Origin of the sequence: Pseudophaeobacter profundi (genome assembly GCF_029697505.1) — a bacterium.
GTDB lineage: Bacteria > Pseudomonadota > Alphaproteobacteria > Rhodobacterales > Rhodobacteraceae > Pseudophaeobacter > Pseudophaeobacter profundi.
Map to the genome: position 1 here is coordinate 324,005 of NZ_JARJEF010000003.1, position 16,583 is coordinate 340,587.

A 16,583-nucleotide genomic window follows, 5' to 3' on the forward strand; every position below is an offset into this window, starting at 1 on the left:
CGTCACCGCTTGCCCCACCCCTTGTGACGGGGGTTTTGCAGGCGGAAATGACGGGCGAATGCCTGAATCTCTTCAGGTGGTGGCCATAAACCGGCCTCTTTTACAGCCTTAAATCAAGGCGCCAAATGTAAATGTTGATGCTTGGTTCTGGAGGGTAAGATGCTGAATAAACGTGTCATTCTGATAAGCGCCGCGACTGCCGCCTGTGCTTTGGGAATCGGTTTCATGATGCAGCCTTCTGCGGATCACCAGCCGCAGATGCGACAGGCAGAGGCCGCGCAACCGCAGCTGCCGCAGGATCCGGCTTTGGCTCAACCCGTTGCGATTGAAAAAATTACACTCACCTCGGCCAAGCCGCAGATCTCTGCCCCAGAGGGGGCTGTCCAGGCTGTCCCGGCGGTTCCGGTTGCCGGTTGTGCGCTTCAGGCTAAGGGCAAGACGCTGCCCGGCGCTTTGGTGCAGCTACAGGTTTCTGCTCCCTGTCGTCCGGGGGAACGTATTACCCTGCACCACCAGGGCATGATGGTTACAGAAACGCTGGATGAAGACGGCGCATTGGATCTGGTGGTCCCTGCGCTTGCCAGTACTGCAACCTTTATCGTGGTGCCCTCGTCATCGTCATCGTCATCGTCATCGTCATCGTCTGCTCCGGCTGTCGCGCTGGCCTCGGCGGGTAGGGTTGTCCAGGTGACAGTACCCGATATGGCCAGCGTTGATCGGGTTGTGCTGCAATGGCGCGGCAACAGCGGCTTTGAAATCCATGCACGTGAATTTGGCGCCCAATATGGCGAAGCGGGCCATGTCTGGCATGGTGCGGATCCGGCGCAGGGGGCCGGGCTGTTGCTGCAACTAGGGGATCCGGCGCAATTGGTGCCGCACCTGGCCGAGATCTACAGCTTTAGCCGCGATGCGGATCATGCAGGGGCCAAGGCGGCAGGCGATATCGAAATCAGCATCGAGACCGAAATTACCGAGATCAACTGTGGCCGTGAAATCGCCGCGCAAAGCCTGCGTATATCGGACGGACGGGTGCAAAGCCGCGATTTAACCCTCACCGTGCCAGATTGCAGTGCCACGGGTGACTTTCTGGTGTTGAATAATCTGGTAGAAAACCTGAAAATCGCCTCTAGGTAATTTTCGGCTACTTCAGGATTTCACATGCTCGATTTTCGTGCGGCGGTTTGCGCCGCACTGCTCCTCTTTGTCTCTCCGAAATTCGCGCAGGCGCAGGATGTTACCCTGTCGTCGCCGGACGGTGTGGTTGAAATCACCGGTAACCTGTTGGGATTCGACGGTGAATTCTACCGGGTTGAGACAAAGTTCGGAGAGCTGACCCTGGATGGATCTGGTGTCAGTTGTGACGGGCCGGGCTGCCCCAGCCTGTCTGATTTTGTCGCCGAAGTGACCCTGTCGGGGTCTGCAAACATGGCAGAGGTTCTGCTGCCGGCATTGATCGAAGGCTTTGCACTGCGCAATGGCTATCAAACCCGCCGCGAGACACTGTCCGGCGGTGATTTCGACTATACTCTGCTGCGCCCGGACGGGGCCCCGGCAGCGCGGTTTTCCTTTCTGGTTGGCACAACGGATGATGGCTTTCGTGATCTGATCGCGCAGGAGGCTGATATCGTCATGGCCCTACGCGAGATGCGACCGGGAGAGCAGACCCAGGCCCGTGCGGTGGGGCTTGGTGACATGACCACGGCCAGCCGCAGCAGGATCGTTGCGCTGGATGCCATGGTGCCGGTGGTATCGCGGGAAAACCCGGTGACGCGGATTTCCCTACCGCAACTGGCGGCGGTGTTTTCTGGCGAGATCGACAACTGGCAGGTCCTGGGCGGACCGGATGCACCGATTTCGCTGCATTTGCCAGTGGCGGGGTCGGGGATGACCCAGGCCTTTCAAGATCGGGTGCTGGCCGCCTCAGATCGGCAGCTGGCAGGGGGGCTGCGCTATCACGAACGGGAAAAGAACTTGGTACGGCGGGTTGCCACAGATCCTTTTGCGATTGGAATGGCAAGCTTTTCTGACACAGGCACCGCGCGCATGTTGACGCTGACGGGGCCTTGTGGCTTTTCCCTGCGGGCTAATCGCCGCGGGATCAAGACCGAAGACTACCCGCTGACCGCGCCGATGTTTTTGTATCTGCCTCAGCGCCGCCTGCCCAAGGTTGCGCGCGATTTCCTGGGCTATGTGCGCGGTCCGGGGGCACAGATCGTTATTCGCCGCGCCGGGTTTGTCGATCAGGCCCCCGAGATGATTTCACTGAATGCCCAGGGCGACCGGCTGAGCAATGCCATCCTTGCCGCTGGCCCAGAGGTGGATCTGGCAGAGCTGCAGCGGCTGGTACAGGTGCTTTCCGGGTTTCAGCGGCTGAGTATCTCGTTTCGGTTCGAAACCGGATCGGCCCGGCCAGACGCCCAGTCACGCAGCAATATCGCGCAATTGGCCCGGGCGTTGGAAACCGGGTTATATGATGGAAAAACATTGAAATTCGTTGGTTTTTCCGATGGCGAAGGCCCAGCCTCTGGCAACCGTGCCATTGCCATCAAACGGGCAAAAGGGGTGCAGCGGGCGGTGCTGGAAGCGGCAGAGACCATCGGGGTCGAACGTGTAGATCTAGAGGTCGATGGCTTTGGCGAGGCCCTTCCCATGGCCTGCGATGACAGCGACTGGGGCCGACAGGTCAACCGCAGGGTCGAAGTCTGGGTGCGCTAGCGTCATTTGGCGCGGCCTTGCCGTGCGGTGGCACTATAGCAGGCCTTCGCTGCGAAAGCTGAGCTCTGCGGCGCTGCCGATGATAAGGTGGTCATGCAGGACAATCCCCAAGGGAGAGAGCGCCTGATTGACCCGTTCGGTCATGTCAATGTCACTGGCCGAGGGCGAAGGATCGCCCGATGGGTGATTATGCACCAGAATCACCGCACTGGCATTGAGATCAAGAGCCCGTTTGGCCACTTCGCGCGGGTAGACGGGTACGTGATCGACGGTGCCACGCGCCTGTTCCTCATCCGCGATCAGGCAGTTCTTGCGGTCCAGAAACAGCACCCGAAAATGCTCGGTACTGCGATGGGCCATTGCCGTGTGGCAATAGTCCAGCAGGGCGTCCCAGCTGGAAATTACCTGCCGCCGCATTACCTTGGCGCGGGCCATGCGTTGGGCGGCGGCCTCCAGCACCTTGAGATCGGTGATCAAGGCTTCGCCGACACCTTTAACCTGGGCCAACCGTTCCGGGCGGGCGCTTACAACCCGGCTGAAATCGCCAAACTGTTTCAGCAGCTGATGCGCTAGCGGTTTGACGTCCTGCCGCGGTAGCGATCGAAACAGCACCAGTTCCAACAGTTCGTAATCGGGCATGGCAGCGGCGCCCCCGTCGCGAAACCGGTCCCGCAGCCGACTGCGGTGATCTTTGATGTAGGAGGGCAGGCGACCGGTGGAGAGAGCCGCACCGGCTTTGGCCGGGCGGTCCCCGGTCAGGGGGGCATCTGGAAACAGGGGCAGGGTGGCTGCATTGCGTGTCTTACCCTGTGCCATGATTCCTTTCCTTTGCGGATGCAGAGGCTTTCAGCTTAGGCGGACAGAGAGAGAGGCAAAAGAAAAACGCCCCCGGAGGGGCGCTTTTGATGGTAGCATTTTGATTGAGCGCCGAAACGCCAGACGAAGGCGTTTCCGGGATGGCCGCTTACCCCTTCATGCCGTCCCAAAAGCCCTTGACCGAGGAAAAGAAGCTGCGGGATTCGGGGTTGGTGGTGTCTTCCGACAGATCCTCGAATTCGCGCAGAATGTCCTTTTGCCGGGCGGTCAGATTCACCGGGGTTTCCACCGCCAGTTCGATGAACATATCGCCAACACCGCCGCCACGCAGGGCGGGCATGCCCTTGCTGCGCAGGCGCATCTGGCGGCCGGACTGGCTGCCTTCGGGTATCTGGACCCGTCCACGGCCACCGTCGATGGTGGGCACCTCTATGGCGCCGCCCAGGGCCGCTTTGGCCATCGAGACGGGTACCCGGCAATACAGATTGTTGCCGTCACGTTCAAACAGACCGTGTGGCGCTACCTCGACAAAGATGTAGAGATCGCCCGGAGGCCCACCGCGCAGGCCAGCTTCGCCTTCGCCAGCAAGGCGAATGCGGGTGCCGGTTTCCACGCCGGCCGGGATGTTCACCGAGAGGGAGCGATCCTTTTCGGTGCGGCCATGGCCATGGCAGGATTTACAGGGGTTCTTGATGATCTGGCCCAGCCCCGAGCAGGTCGGGCAGCTGCGTTCTACCGTGAAAAACCCCTGCTGGGCGCGTACTTTACCCATGCCCGAGCAGGTCGGACAGGTGGTTGGCTCGACCCCGCCTTCGGCGCCGGATCCGTCGCAGGCGGTACAGGCCACTGAGGTGGGCACCTTGATGGTCTTGTGCAGCCCGGAATAGGCCTCCTCCAGAGAGACCCGCAGGTTGTAGCGCAGATCAGCCCCGCGAGAGGCGCGTTGACGCCCGCCGCCCGGAGCACCACCACGGCCCCCCATGAAATCGCCAAACAGGTCGTCAAAGACATCAGAGAAGGCAGAGGAGAAGTCGCCATTGCCGCCACCTGGGCCGCCGGGACCACGGCCGCCGCCGCCACCGCCCATGCCGTTTTCAAAGGCAGCGTGACCAAAGCGATCATAGGCGGCCTTTTTCTCAGCGTTTTTCAGGACGTCATAGGCCTCGTTGGCCTCTTTGAACTGTGCTTCCGCATCCGGGTTATCGCTGTTGCTGTCCGGATGCAGTTCTTTGGCCTTCTTGCGAAAGCCCTTCTTGATTTCATCAGCGCTGGCGCCTTTGGCTACGCCGAGAATCTCGTAGTAATCGCGTTTCGACATCGGTTTACCCCTGCTGCCTCAACGACAACGAGCCGGCCCGTGCTCGGACCGGCCCGTTGCGGCCAAGTGTTCAGACCTTAGCGCTTGTCGCCGTCCAGATCTTCGAATTCGGCATCAACGATGTCATCATCGCCGGGGCCTTCATTGCTGTCGGCAGCAGATGGCTCTTCACCGCTCTCTTCCTGAGCAGCCTTGTAGATGGCTTCGCCCAGACGCATGGAGGCCTCGGTGACGTTCTGGATGCCTGCCTTGATCTTTTCGGCGTTGACATTTTCGCCTTCCAGATCGTCGCGCAGAGCAGCCAGGGCCAGCTCGATGGCTTCGACAGTGGAAGGATCCACTTTTTCGCCATGCTCTTCGACGTGCTTTTCGGTCGAATGGATCAGGCTTTCGGCCTGGTTGCGGGCTTCGATCAGCTCGCGACGTTCCTTATCGGCCTCGGCATTGTCTTCGGCGTCTTTGACCATCTGGTCGATGTCAGCGTCGGACAGACCACCGGAAGCCTGGATGGTGATGACCTGCTCTTTGCCGGTGCCTTTGTCCTTGGCCGAAACCGACACAATGCCGTTGGCGTCGATGTCAAAGGTCACTTCGATCTGTGGCAGGCCGCGAGGCGCTGGTGGGATTTCTTCCAGGTTGAACTGGCCCAGCATCTTGTTGTCAGCCGCCATTTCGCGCTCACCCTGGAAAACCCGGATGGTCACAGCCGACTGGTTGTCTTCGGCGGTCGAGAAGACCTGAGACTTTTTGGTCGGGATGGTGGTGTTGCGGTCGATCAGGCGGGTGAAGACACCGCCCAGAGTTTCGATGCCCAGGGACAGCGGGGTCACGTCGAGCAGAACAACGTCTTTGACGTCACCTTGCAGAACACCGGCCTGAATGGCAGCACCCATGGCAACCACTTCGTCAGGGTTCACACCTTTGTGTGGCTCCTTGCCGAAGAATTTGGTTACCTCTTCAAAGACTTTTGGCATCCGGGTCATACCGCCGACCAGAACGACTTCGTCGATGTCAGAGGCGGACAGGCCGGCGTCTTTCAGAGCGGCGGCGCAGGGCTTCATCGAGGCCTTGATCAGGTCGTTTACTAGGCTTTCCAGCTTGGCACGGGTCAGTTTGATGACCAGGTGCAGCGGCTGGCCCGAGGAAGGATCCATCGAGATGAAGGGCTGGTTGATTTCGGTCTGGCTGGAAGAGGACAGCTCGATCTTGGCTTTCTCAGCGGCTTCTTTCAGACGCTGCAGTGCCATCTTGTCTTTGGTAAGGTCAACGCCGTGTTCTTTTTTGAATTCGCCCGCCAGGTAGTTGACGATGCGCATGTCAAAATCTTCACCGCCAAGGAAGGTGTCGCCGTTGGTGGATTTCACTTCGAACAAGCCATCGTCGATTTCCAGGATGGTCACGTCGAAGGTACCACCACCAAGGTCATAAACCGCGATCGTCTGGGTTTCTTCCTTGTCGAGCCCATAGGCCAGCGCAGCGGCTGTTGGCTCGTTGATGATGCGCAGCACTTCGAGGCCAGCAATCTTGCCGGCATCTTTGGTGGCCTGACGCTGGGCGTCATTGAAATAGGCAGGAACGGTGATCACGGCCTGTGTCACCTCTTCGCCGAGATAGGACTCGGCGGTTTCTTTCATCTTACCGAGGATGAAGGCAGAAATCTGCGAAGGGGAGTATTTCTCACCCTTGGATTCAACCCATGCATCGCCATTGCCACCGTTCACCAGGGCAAAGGGCAGGTTCTTTTTGTCTTTGGCCAGGTCTTCGTCGTTGAAGCGACGACCGATCAGACGCTTGACACCAAAGACGGTGTTTTCAGGGTTAGTTACAGCTTGACGCTTGGCAGCCTGGCCGACCAGACGCTCGTCGTCGGTGAAGGCAACAATCGATGGTGTGGTGCGTGCGCCTTCGGCGTTTTCGATAACGCGCGGCTGCGACCCATCCATGATGGCGATACAAGAGTTGGTGGTTCCGAGGTCGATCCCGATAACTTTGCTCATTTTGATCCCTTTACTTACTAAGGCGATTACCCGCGGCCTGAACCCGTTGTGGCATCCAGGCCCCGATTTTGTTGCAGTGGGGTCTGCACCTCACTGCGTCACGGCGTATATAGGGAGCAGAAATTGCCCCTGCAACCGCCTGAACGCATCGAGAATTGCGATTCAGTGCGCTTTTTTGCACGGGAGAGGGTTAAGAACGGGCTAATCACCATGAGCATGCTGCGATTGCGTGGGTTTGAAATTCACAAAGGGTATCTGGGTCCTGCGGCGCAGCGCACCCTGATCGATGTGTTGCGACCGATTCTGCGGGCGGCACCGTTGTTTTCGCCTGCGGTGCCAGGTGGCGGCAAGATGTCGGTGCGGATGACCTCGGCTGGCGATTTTGGCTGGTATGCCGACGCGGCTGGATACCGCTATGCCGATTGCCACCCCAAGGGTCAGGCCTGGCCAGATATCCCGCAGCCGGTGCTGGATATCTGGCAGGATCTCACCGGATTGGAGCGGCAGCCAGAGTCCTGTTTGCTGAATTACTATGGCAAGGATGCCAGGATGGGGCTGCATCAGGACAAGGACGAGGCGGATTTTTCCTATCCCGTGGTGTCGATCAGCCTGGGCGATGACGGGCTGTTTCGCATGGGCGACACCCGCCGAGGTGGGGCGACGGATCGGCTCTGGTTGAATTCAGGCGATGTGGTGGTGATGGGCGGCGCGGCGCGGCTGAATTATCATGGGGTGGACAGGATCCGCTTTGGCTCTTCCCGGTTGCTGCCCAAGGGCGGGCGGATCAATCTGACGCTGCGGGTGGTGACCTGAGCCCCCGCCAAGCCCCGCAGCGGGACCGGGGGCGCGTGGCATGACCTCTCAATGGAAAGGGCGTGCTGCCACAAACCTGTGTTTCAGGTTTATGGACGAACGCTTTGAACATGCAAAATCAAAGCAGGAGAGCCAGTCGCGTGACTGCACATAAAGGCGATACGTTTCAGCGCCGTGCGTTCCAGCTGATAGAGGCATGGCGGCGGGTATAGAATTCACCCATCAAGCCAATCATGACCAGCGCCAGCGCCACCCAGGCGGCATATTGCCAGCTGCTGAAATGCGGGTTGTAGTTGATAAAAGTATAGCCCCTTGCCTGATCGATGCAGTGAAACAGCGGGTTCCAATCAAACATCGCCAGCATAGAGCTGGGCAGGGTATTGGCCAAAAACATCTTGCCCGAGGCAATCATATTTGCCCGCTGGTAGACAGTTGTCAAAATGCCAACCGTTCCGGGGGACCAGGGTTTGAGTACCAGAAACACCAGCCCGACCGCCGCACCGGTGAACCAGGCCAGCAGCACCATGCCGTAAGCCTGGATAGGCTGTTCAATTTCTAGTGGGGTAAAGGCCACATGATAGACAAAGAGGATGAGGAACAGCGAAACCGTCTGAATATAAAGCGAGCCAATCGCCGCCGAGAGAATCGCCACCATGGTATTCATCGGCGCATGCTGCATCATCGGGCTGGCAGGGCCTTCGGCACCGGCCACGGCCCCAACGGTTTTCGTATGGGTCAGAAACAGAAAGATGCCCGACATCACGTAGAGCAGGAAATCCCCCCGGATCGCCGAGCCACGCAGCCCGATCACTGCAAACATCACGTAGAACAGGGCAACAAAGATCACCGCCTGCATGATGTTCATCGCCAGGGCGATCAGCGCATTGTTATGCTTGGAACGGACGCTGCGCACGATAGAGTGGAATACTACTTCCAGCAGCGAAATGGCGCTGTAAAACCTCGTCTCTTCGGGGCGAACCTGAAACATTTTGCCTGCGATCTGTGCTGTGGCCACACGAGCCTGCTGATAACTGAACGGACTTCTTGCTGATCCATCCTGTAATCAGCATAAGGGGGCAGAGAAAAATTTTCAATTAACCCGTTCAACGTGGGGGCTGTGCATGACCTATGAAGCACTAATTCCGGTGATCCGTCGCCTGGCAATCGAAGCTGGCGACAAGATCATGGAAATCTACAATTCCGACGATTTTGACGTAAAGGTAAAGTCTGACGACAGCCCGGTGACCGCTGCGGACGAGGCAGCCGATGCCCTGATCTCGGCCGGTCTGCGCAGTGCCTTCCCTGACATAATGCTGGTGACCGAGGAGCAATCCGAATCGCACAAGACGCGTGGCGATACCTTCCTGATCGTGGATCCGCTGGATGGCACCAAAGAATTCATCCACCGCCGTGGTGATTTCACTGTGAATATTGCCTTGGTTGAAAAAGGTGTACCCACCCGTGGTGTTGTCTATGCGCCTGCGAAACAGCGGATGTTCTTTACCCTGGCGGATGGCTCTACCGTGGAAGAAACCAGCGCAGCCGGCGTCTTTGATCCGCAGGTGATCGGCGAGACCCGCGTCCTGAGCGTTGCACAAAGCGACAATACCGCGCTGATGGTGGTGGCGTCGAAATCGCACCGCGATCAGGCGACAGAGGACTACATTGGCAAGTATAACGTCAAAGACAGCAAGAGCGCGGGATCTTCCTTGAAGTTCTGCCTGGTGGCCACAGGCGAGGCGGATATCTACCCCCGCGTTGGCCGCACCATGGAATGGGATACCGCTGCAGGCCACGCGGTCTTGTCTGGTGCGGGCGGCAAAGTGGTACGCTTTGACGATCATTCGCCGCTGCTCTACGGCAAAGAGGATTATGCCAATCCCTTTTTCATTGCCTATGCCCCTGATGTTGAACTGAAAGAAGCCTGATGTCCGTCCTGATCGTCATCCCTGCCCGCTATGCCTCGACGCGCTACCCCGGCAAACCGCTGGTCGCATTGACCGGGGCGAGCGGTGAAAAGCGCAGCTTGATTGAACGGTCCTGGCGTGCTGCCTGTGCGGTGCAGGGGGTCGATCGGGTGGTGGTGGCAACGGATGATGACCGCATCCGTCAGGCCGCCGAAGGCTTTGGTGCCGAGGTGGTGATGACCGCCGAAAGCTGTGGCAATGGCACCGAACGCTGCGCCGAAGCCCATGCCGCCTTGGGCGGCGGCTATGAGGTGGTGGTAAATCTGCAGGGCGATGCGCCGCTGACCCCGCATTGGTTTATCGAAGACCTGGTCAAGGGGCTGCGCGCTGCGCCTGAAATGGGCCTGGCAACGCCGGTGCTGCAATGTGACGGCGCAACGCTGAACAGCCTGCTGGCTGATCGGGCGGCGGGGCGCGTTGGCGGCACCACTGCGGTTTTTGGCCGCGATCGCAGCGGGCTGTATTTCTCCAAGGAGGTGGTACCTTTTTGCGCTGAACAGTTTGCCGCCGAGGACCTGACGCCGGTCTTTCATCATGTCGGGGTCTATGCCTATCGGCCGGATGCCCTGGCGGATTATCCCAGCTGGCCAGTTGGCCCGCTGGAACAGCTGGAAGGGCTGGAGCAGCTGCGCTTCCTGGAAAATGGCCGCAAGATTCTCTGTGTTGAGGTTTCCGCGCGCGGGCGAGAGTTCTGGGAGCTGAACAATCCCGAAGATGTGGCGCGACTAGAGGCGATGATGGCGAAAATGGGTGAAAATTAGCGTAAATATTCCCTGAAATGAGCAGGTTTTGTCTCGTTTTGCCGCGCTGTAGTTGAGATCAGTCATGGATTCGGTTCACAATAATGATAGGGGAGGCTCAGGCCTTCCCTGCATGAATGTTGGGCGCGGCCGATGGCGAGACAATGAATGTGGAGCGCTTGTATTGCGGACTGATCGGTAGACGTCCTGTGATATTTGACCAAATTATTGATGTGAAAGAGTGAGAACTCCATGCGTAAAAAAGTAACAAAAGCAATTTTCCCGGTGGCCGGTCTGGGCACGCGTTTTTTGCCGGCAACCAAATCGGTCCCCAAAGAGATCATGACACTGGTTGACCGTCCCTTGGTGCAATATGCCATCGACGAGGCCCGCGCGGCTGGCATTAAGGAATTCATTTTTGTTACCTCGCGCGGCAAGGGCGCGCTGGAGGATTATTTTGATCACTCTCCAGTGCTGGAACAGGAGCTGCGCAAAAAGGGCAAGGACCAACTGCTGGAGGTGTTGAAAGACACCTATATGGATAGCGGCGCCATCGCCTATATTCGCCAGCACCGCGCCATGGGGCTCGGCCATGCTGTTTGGTGCGCCCGTCGCCTGATTGCCAATGAACCCTTTGCAGTGATTCTGCCGGATGACGTCATCGCCGCCGAGAAACCCTGCTTGCAGCAGATGGTTGAAGCCTACGACGAAACCGGCGGCAATATGGTTGCAGCTATGGAAGTGGCCCCGGAACAGACCAGCTCTTACGGGGTGCTGGATGTTGCCGAAGATCACGGCTCTGTCGTGTCGGTCAAGGGTATGGTGGAAAAGCCCAAAGCCTCTGAGGCGCCGTCGAACCTGGCGGTGATCGGGCGCTATATCCTTGGGCCATCGGTGCTGCGTAACCTGCGCCAGATGAAATCTGGGGCTGGTGGGGAAATCCAGCTGACCGATGCGATCGCCCAGGATATTGGCTCGGATGTGCCGGTTTCGGGTTTCCGTTTCGAGGGCGAGCGCTTTGACTGCGGCTCCAAGGCCGGGTTCCTGCAGGCGACGGTGTCCTTTGCCCTGTCCCGTCCTGATTTGCGCGACGATCTGATGGCGCATCTGAACAAGGTCACCCAGATCGACAAGGCCGCTGAATAAGCGAGACGGCGGAAGGCTTTAGATGAAAACATCTGTTGATCGCATGCCCGCAGTGACCAATAGATACCAGGGCTGTGAAAGGCGTAAATCAACGTGACGACTGTTCTTGTGACCGGCGGTGCCGGCTATATCGGATCTCATGCCTGCAAGGCGCTAAGAGCGGCGGGATATACACCTGTCACCTATGATAACCTGGTAACTGGTTGGAAGGATGCGGTTAAATTTGGTCCCTTTGAACAGGGGGATCTGAAGAATCGTGCCCGGCTGGACGAGGTCTTTGCCAAGTACAAGCCGGTGGCAGTGATGCATTTTGCCGCCCTTAGCCAGGTTGGCGAAGCCATGAGCGAACCGGGCCGTTACTGGGCGAATAATACCGGTGGCTCGCTTAACCTGATCGAGGCAGCCGTGGCGGCGGGCTGTCTGAACTTTGTCTTTTCTTCCACCTGCGCCACCTATGGTGAACACGACAACGTGGTCCTGGATGAAAACACGCCGCAACTGCCGCTGAATGCCTATGGTGCCTCTAAACGTGCGGTCGAAGATATCCTGCAGGATTTTGGCGCCTCTGCCGGGCTGAATTCGGTGATCTTCCGCTATTTCAACGTGGCCGGTGCCGACCCCGAGGCCGAGGTGGGTGAATTCCACCGCCCCGAGACCCATCTGGTGCCACTGGTGCTGGATGCGATCGACGGCAAGCGCGACGCGCTGACCATCTTTGGCACCGATTACGACACGCCTGATGGCACCTGCATCCGTGATTATGTGCATGTCTGCGATCTGGTTGACGCGCATGTTCTGGGCCTGAAGTGGCTAGAGGATGGCAAGGGCAGCCAGGTGTTCAACCTGGGCACCGGCAGCGGCTTTTCGGTGCGCGAAGTCATGGACCGTGGCGCTGCGGTTACGGGCCGCCCGGTGCCTTGCAATACCGGCCCGCGCCGGGCTGGTGACTGTACCAAATTGGTGTCTGGCTCGACCCGCGCGGTCACCGATCTGGGCTGGGAACCGCGCCGGTCAACCCTGGATACCATGATTGCCGACGCCTGGGCCTGGCACCAGACGGGCCACTACGAGGCCTGATCTGGTGGCGCAGCCCCATGCCGCCGCATCCGCCCTGCCGGGCTGGGCTGCGCGCTATCGGCTGCGCCTGAAGCGTCGAAAACTTCTGTGGCGTGCCCTGCGGGCGCGGCACCGTCTGATGCCCCTGGTGGACCGCACCAGCGAGATTGCAGCGCAGGATATTCTGGCCTTTGTGGTGCTGCGCAACGAAGCGGTGCGCTTGCCCTATTTTCTGGACTATTATCGCCGCCTCGGCGTCTCGCAGTTTCTGGTGGTCGACAATGCCAGCACGGATGGCAGCGCTGCCTATCTGACCGATCAACCGGATGTCTCGCTATGGCAGGTTGCAGATGGCTATCGCGCGGCGCGCTTTGGCCTGGACTGGAGTGCCTGGCTGCAGCTGCGCTATGGTCATGGGCATTGGTGTTTGACGGTCGATGCGGATGAGTTGCTGACCTATGATGGCATTGACAGCCATGATCTGCAGGCATTGACGGCGCATCTGGCGGCGCAGGGGCGCAGCGGCTTTGGCGCGATGATGCTGGATCTGTTCCCCAAGGGGCCGCTGGACAGCCACCAGTATAGGCCGGGGCAGGACCCCTGCGCGGTGTTGAACTGGTTCGACACAGGCCCCTACCGCGCCACCCGCCAGAGCCCGATGGGCAGTCTCTGGCTACAGGGGGGGGTACGGGAACGGGCGTTTTTCGCAGACCGCCCAGAGCGCTCTCCGACCTTGAACAAGATTCCACTGGTTCGTTGGAATCGACGGTATGCCTATGTGAACTCAACCCATTCCCTGCTGCCGCCGCGCCTGAACGAGATATACGAGGGGCCGGGCGGGCTGCAGCCTGCGGGCGTTTTGCTGCACAGCAAGTTCCTGCCGGAGATTGTTGGTAAATCGGCAAGTGAAAAGCAGCGCCAGCAGCATTTTCACACACCGCAAGATTTTGATGGCTACTATGACAGGCTGATGGGCGCGCCGGATTTATGGCATGAAAAGGCGCAGCTCTATCGTGGCCCGGCGCAGCTCTGTGCGGCGGGGTTGATGCCACGGTTGCAGTGGTAAGGTCACCCGAACCGGGCGCATGGGGGCAGGCAGACAATAGTCAGCCGTAAAGAGGCCGCCTAACCGCTTCTAAATTCGTTGTTTATAGAAGTTTTCCATGACATATTGCGGCCTGTGGTAGGCCGTTTCGCGGCCCTGGAATTACCCTGGGTCCATGCCGATTTGGCCCTGCTACAGAATGTGTCGCAGTATGTGCCATTGCGTCTGGTACGGGGCATAGAACAGGCGTGGAGGGACTGTGGGGCTTTGGGATTCTTACCGTATGCGGGTTCGGCGCAAGCGCAGGCTGGTGCGGGCGCTACGTAAATCGGCTGAGCTGAGCTGCCTGCAGGACAATACGCGCGCGATCCAGCCTAGTGATGTTCTGCTGGTCTGCACCATGCGCAACGAACAGATCCGGCTTCCCTATTTTCTAGACTATTACCGCAAGCTCGGGATCAACCATTTCCTGTTTGTCGACAACGATTCTGACGATGATACGGTGGCCTATCTGCAGGGCATGGATGACGTGTCGCTGTGGCAAACCCAGGCGAGCTATCGGCGGGCGCATTATGGCGTTGATTGGATGAACTACCTGAAACGCAAATACGCCCATGGGCATTGGGTTCTGGTGGTCGACCCGGATGAGCTGTTTATCTATCCCTTCTGTGATACCCGGCCCATTCAGGCACTGACCGATTGGCTGGATAGTTCGGCCATCCGCAGTTTTTCTGCCATGTTGATAGATACCTACCCCAAGGGGCCGCTGGGCGAGACCCCCTATCACGCTGGGCAAAACCCGCTGGAGATCGCCAATTGGTTTGATAGCGGCAATTACACCATCAGCAAGAACCCGATGTATGGCAATCTGTGGATCCAGGGCGGGCCACGCGCGCGGGTGTTCTTTGCCGATGCGCCGCGCAATGCGCCTGCCCTGAACAAGATCCCGCTGGTGAAATGGGATCGCCGCTATGCCTATGTCAGCTCGACACATGCCTTGTTGCCGCGCGGCTTGAACCAGGTTTACGAAACCGACGGCGGTGAAAAAGCCAGCGGCGCGCTGCTGCATACCAAGTTTCTTGATACGCTGGGGGCCAAGGCTCAGGAAGAGCTGGCGCGCAGCGAGCACTATGCCAATTCCCGCGAATACAAGGCCTATGCCGAAGCGCTGGAACAGCAGCCAGAGCTGTGGTGCAAATGGAGCGAGAAATACATCAACTGGCGTCAGCTAGAGATCCTGGGCCTGATGTCCAAGGGAAACTGGGCATGAGCGCCGCTTCGGTTGGTATTGTCATGCTGGTGCACACTGCTCTGGAGCGGGCGGAACAGGTGGCGCGACACTGGACGGCAGCGGGTTGTCCTGTGGTGCTGCATGTGGACAAGAACGTCGATGAGGCCGTCTTTCAAAGGTTTCGTCAAGGTTTGGCGTCAGATCCCTTGGTCCGGTTCTGCACACGGCATCGCTGCGAATGGGGCACCTGGGGCATTGTCGCGGCGTCGCAATCTGCCGCGACCCTGATGTTGCAGGACTTTGCAGAGGTCCGCCATGTCTACCTGTCCTCGGGGTCTTGCCTGCCGCTACGCCCGGCAGAGGAGCTGGCCGCCTATCTGGAGGCGCGGCCGCAGACCGATTTCATCGAAAGCGCCACCACTGCTGATGTGCCCTGGATCGTCGGCGGTTTGGATGTGGAACGCTTTACCCTGCGGTTTCCGTTTTCATGGAAAAGGCATCGCTATCTGTTTGACCGCTATGTCGATCTGCAGCGCAGGCTGGGGATGCGTCGGCGCATCCCGGCGGGCCTGGTGCCGCATATGGGCAGCCAATGGTGGTGCCTGACCCGGCAGACCCTGACGGCGATCCTGCAGGATCGCGAACGCGCGCGCTATGATCGCTACTTCCAAAAGGTCTGGATCCCGGACGAAAGTTATTTTCAGACCTTGGCGCGGAAACATTCCAGCCGGATCGAGAGCCGCTCTCTGACCCTGTCGAAATTCGATTTTCAGGGCAAACCGCATGTGTTCTACGATGACCACCTGCAACTGCTGCGGCGCTCTGACTGTTTTGTCGCGCGCAAGATCTGGCCACGGGCGGATCGGTTGTATCAGGCGTTCTTGACCGATGGTGCCAGGGCGCTGACGCGCACCGAACCCAACCCCGGCAAGATCGACCGCATTTTTGCCAAGGCGGTAGAGCGCCGCACGCGCAGTCGCCCCGGCCTGTACATGCAAAGCCGGTTTCCCAGCCACTGGTCGGTCAAAAGTGTTACGTCGAACCGCTATTCGGTGTTTCAGGGCTTTTCCGAACTGTTTGAGGATTTTGAAACCTGGCTGGCGCAGATTTCCGGGGCCAGGGTGCATGGGCATCTGTTTGCGGCAGAACGCGCAGAGCTGGTCCAGGGCAGCACCATGATCAATGGGGCGCTGACTGACTGCGCCAAGCTGCGCGATTACAACCCCCAGAGTTTTTTGACCAATCTGATCTGGAACACCCGAGGCGAGCACCAGTGCTTTCAGTTTGGCCCCGGCGACCGGCAAGAGATCCGAGAAGAGCTGGCCCGTGATCCCAATGCGCAAATCTCGGTGATCAGCGGTGCCTGGGCGGTGCCACTGTTTCGATCTGAACGGGATTTTGGCGAGGTGCGCCGCGAGGCTGCACGGCTGCAACAGATAGAGGCCAGCTATCTGCATACCCTGCGCCACCGCGAGACCACGGCGCGGGTGCGCATCTGGAGCATGGCAGAGTTTGTCGAGGCACCGATGGAGCCGCTGCAGGCCATTCTGGACGAACTGGGACATCTGCACCCGCTGAGCGCGCCGCCTGCATTGGTAAATCTTGATGGGTTTGGCCAGTTTCTGCAAAACCTGAAGAACCAGGGCATGCACCCCCATCTGATGGGGGATTTCCCAGTCGAGCAGGGGCGGATGGATCGTGCCAAACCCCCTCGGAAACCCTATCTGGTGCAAAGGTAA

14 protein-coding genes are annotated in these 16,583 nt (G+C 59.0%); 10 read left to right on the forward strand and 4 right to left on the reverse strand.

Going from position 1 to position 16,583, the window contains the following annotated elements; genetic code table 11:
• Positions 1-159: 159 nt before the first annotated feature.
• Positions 160-1,134 carry a hypothetical protein gene (locus P2081_RS07495; protein WP_278922246.1) on the forward strand — a complete coding sequence of 325 codons (975 nt, stop codon included), beginning with the start codon at positions 160-162 and terminating at the stop codon, positions 1,132-1,134.
• A 24-nt stretch (positions 1,135-1,158) separates the two neighbouring features.
• Complete coding sequence (locus tag P2081_RS07500; protein ID WP_278922247.1) at positions 1,159-2,715, forward strand: phosphate ABC transporter substrate-binding/OmpA family protein; 1,557 nt, start codon at positions 1,159-1,161, stop codon at positions 2,713-2,715.
• A gap of 33 nt (positions 2,716-2,748) precedes the next feature.
• Here the strand turns inward: P2081_RS07500 and radC are convergent, their stop codons facing one another.
• From radC to dnaK, 3 genes are all read right to left on the reverse strand, one after another.
• Positions 2,749-3,531: a RadC family protein gene (radC, locus tag P2081_RS07505; RefSeq protein WP_278922248.1), complete on the reverse strand. Its 783-nt coding sequence runs from the start codon at positions 3,529-3,531 to the stop codon at positions 2,749-2,751.
• Positions 3,532-3,679: 148 nt separating this feature from the next.
• The gene (gene dnaJ, locus P2081_RS07510; RefSeq protein ID WP_278922249.1) at positions 3,680-4,849 is read right to left on the reverse strand and encodes a molecular chaperone DnaJ; all 1,170 of its coding nucleotides are present in this window, start codon (positions 4,847-4,849) and stop codon (positions 3,680-3,682) included.
• Between the two features lie 77 nt (positions 4,850-4,926).
• Positions 4,927-6,846 carry a molecular chaperone DnaK gene (dnaK, locus tag P2081_RS07515; RefSeq protein ID WP_278922250.1) on the reverse strand — a complete coding sequence of 640 codons (1,920 nt, stop codon included), beginning with the start codon at positions 6,844-6,846 and terminating at the stop codon, positions 4,927-4,929.
• A gap of 210 nt (positions 6,847-7,056) precedes the next feature.
• On the opposite strand from dnaK, the gene P2081_RS07520 reads away from it, so the two are divergent.
• Positions 7,057-7,659 carry an alpha-ketoglutarate-dependent dioxygenase AlkB family protein gene (locus tag P2081_RS07520; RefSeq protein WP_278922251.1) on the forward strand — a complete coding sequence of 201 codons (603 nt, stop codon included), beginning with the start codon at positions 7,057-7,059 and terminating at the stop codon, positions 7,657-7,659.
• A 166-nt stretch (positions 7,660-7,825) separates the two neighbouring features.
• Here P2081_RS07520 and P2081_RS07525 read toward each other — a convergent pair whose 3' ends face one another.
• Positions 7,826-8,647 carry an ABC transporter permease gene (locus tag P2081_RS07525; RefSeq protein ID WP_278922356.1) on the reverse strand — a complete coding sequence of 274 codons (822 nt, stop codon included), beginning with the start codon at positions 8,645-8,647 and terminating at the stop codon, positions 7,826-7,828.
• Between the two features lie 133 nt (positions 8,648-8,780).
• Here P2081_RS07525 and cysQ point away from each other — a divergent pair, with 133 nt between their 5' ends.
• From cysQ to P2081_RS07560, 7 genes are all read left to right on the forward strand, one after another.
• Positions 8,781-9,587 carry a 3'(2'),5'-bisphosphate nucleotidase CysQ gene (cysQ, locus tag P2081_RS07530; RefSeq protein WP_278922252.1) on the forward strand — a complete coding sequence of 269 codons (807 nt, stop codon included), beginning with the start codon at positions 8,781-8,783 and terminating at the stop codon, positions 9,585-9,587.
• Positions 9,587-10,387 (forward strand): 3-deoxy-manno-octulosonate cytidylyltransferase, encoded by an 801-nt coding sequence (locus P2081_RS07535; protein WP_278922253.1) that lies wholly within the window; start codon positions 9,587-9,589, stop codon positions 10,385-10,387. Before cysQ ends, P2081_RS07535 begins: the two co-directional genes overlap by 1 nt.
• A gap of 231 nt (positions 10,388-10,618) precedes the next feature.
• Entirely contained in the window at positions 10,619-11,512 is an 894-nt protein-coding gene (gene galU / locus P2081_RS07540; protein WP_278922254.1) for a UTP--glucose-1-phosphate uridylyltransferase GalU, read from the forward strand.
• Positions 11,513-11,605: 93 nt separating this feature from the next.
• Positions 11,606-12,589: a UDP-glucose 4-epimerase GalE gene (gene galE, locus P2081_RS07545; RefSeq protein ID WP_278922255.1), complete on the forward strand. Its 984-nt coding sequence runs from the start codon at positions 11,606-11,608 to the stop codon at positions 12,587-12,589.
• Positions 12,590-12,593: 4 nt separating this feature from the next.
• Positions 12,594-13,634 (forward strand): glycosyltransferase family 2 protein, encoded by a 1,041-nt coding sequence (locus tag P2081_RS07550; RefSeq protein ID WP_278922256.1) that lies wholly within the window; start codon positions 12,594-12,596, stop codon positions 13,632-13,634.
• Positions 13,635-13,896: 262 nt separating this feature from the next.
• Positions 13,897-14,883 (forward strand): glycosyltransferase family 2 protein, encoded by a 987-nt coding sequence (locus P2081_RS07555; RefSeq protein WP_278922357.1) that lies wholly within the window; start codon positions 13,897-13,899, stop codon positions 14,881-14,883.
• Entirely contained in the window at positions 14,880-16,583 is a 1,704-nt protein-coding gene (locus P2081_RS07560; RefSeq protein WP_278922257.1) for a DUF5927 domain-containing protein, read from the forward strand. The genes P2081_RS07555 and P2081_RS07560 overlap by 4 nt, the downstream gene beginning before the upstream one ends.

Coding starts and splice junctions, on each gene's coding strand:
- P2081_RS07495 (WP_278922246.1), top strand. CDS start 160: ATGCTGAATAAACGTGTCATTCTGATAAGCGCCGCGACTGCCGCCTGT.
- P2081_RS07500 (WP_278922247.1), top strand. CDS start 1,159: ATGCTCGATTTTCGTGCGGCGGTTTGCGCCGCACTGCTCCTCTTTGTC.
- radC (WP_278922248.1), bottom strand. CDS start 3,531: ATGGCACAGGGTAAGACACGCAATGCAGCCACCCTGCCCCTGTTTCCA.
- dnaJ (WP_278922249.1), bottom strand. CDS start 4,849: ATGTCGAAACGCGATTACTACGAGATTCTCGGCGTAGCCAAAGGCGCC.
- dnaK (WP_278922250.1), bottom strand. CDS start 6,846: ATGAGCAAAGTTATCGGGATCGACCTCGGAACCACCAACTCTTGTATC.
- P2081_RS07520 (WP_278922251.1), top strand. CDS start 7,057: ATGAGCATGCTGCGATTGCGTGGGTTTGAAATTCACAAAGGGTATCTG.
- P2081_RS07525 (WP_278922356.1), bottom strand. CDS start 8,647: ATGTTTCAGGTTCGCCCCGAAGAGACGAGGTTTTACAGCGCCATTTCG.
- cysQ (WP_278922252.1), top strand. CDS start 8,781: ATGACCTATGAAGCACTAATTCCGGTGATCCGTCGCCTGGCAATCGAA.
- P2081_RS07535 (WP_278922253.1), top strand. CDS start 9,587: ATGTCCGTCCTGATCGTCATCCCTGCCCGCTATGCCTCGACGCGCTAC.
- galU (WP_278922254.1), top strand. CDS start 10,619: ATGCGTAAAAAAGTAACAAAAGCAATTTTCCCGGTGGCCGGTCTGGGC.
- P2081_RS07555 (WP_278922357.1), top strand. CDS start 13,897: ATGCGGGTTCGGCGCAAGCGCAGGCTGGTGCGGGCGCTACGTAAATCG.
- P2081_RS07560 (WP_278922257.1), top strand. CDS start 14,880: ATGAGCGCCGCTTCGGTTGGTATTGTCATGCTGGTGCACACTGCTCTG.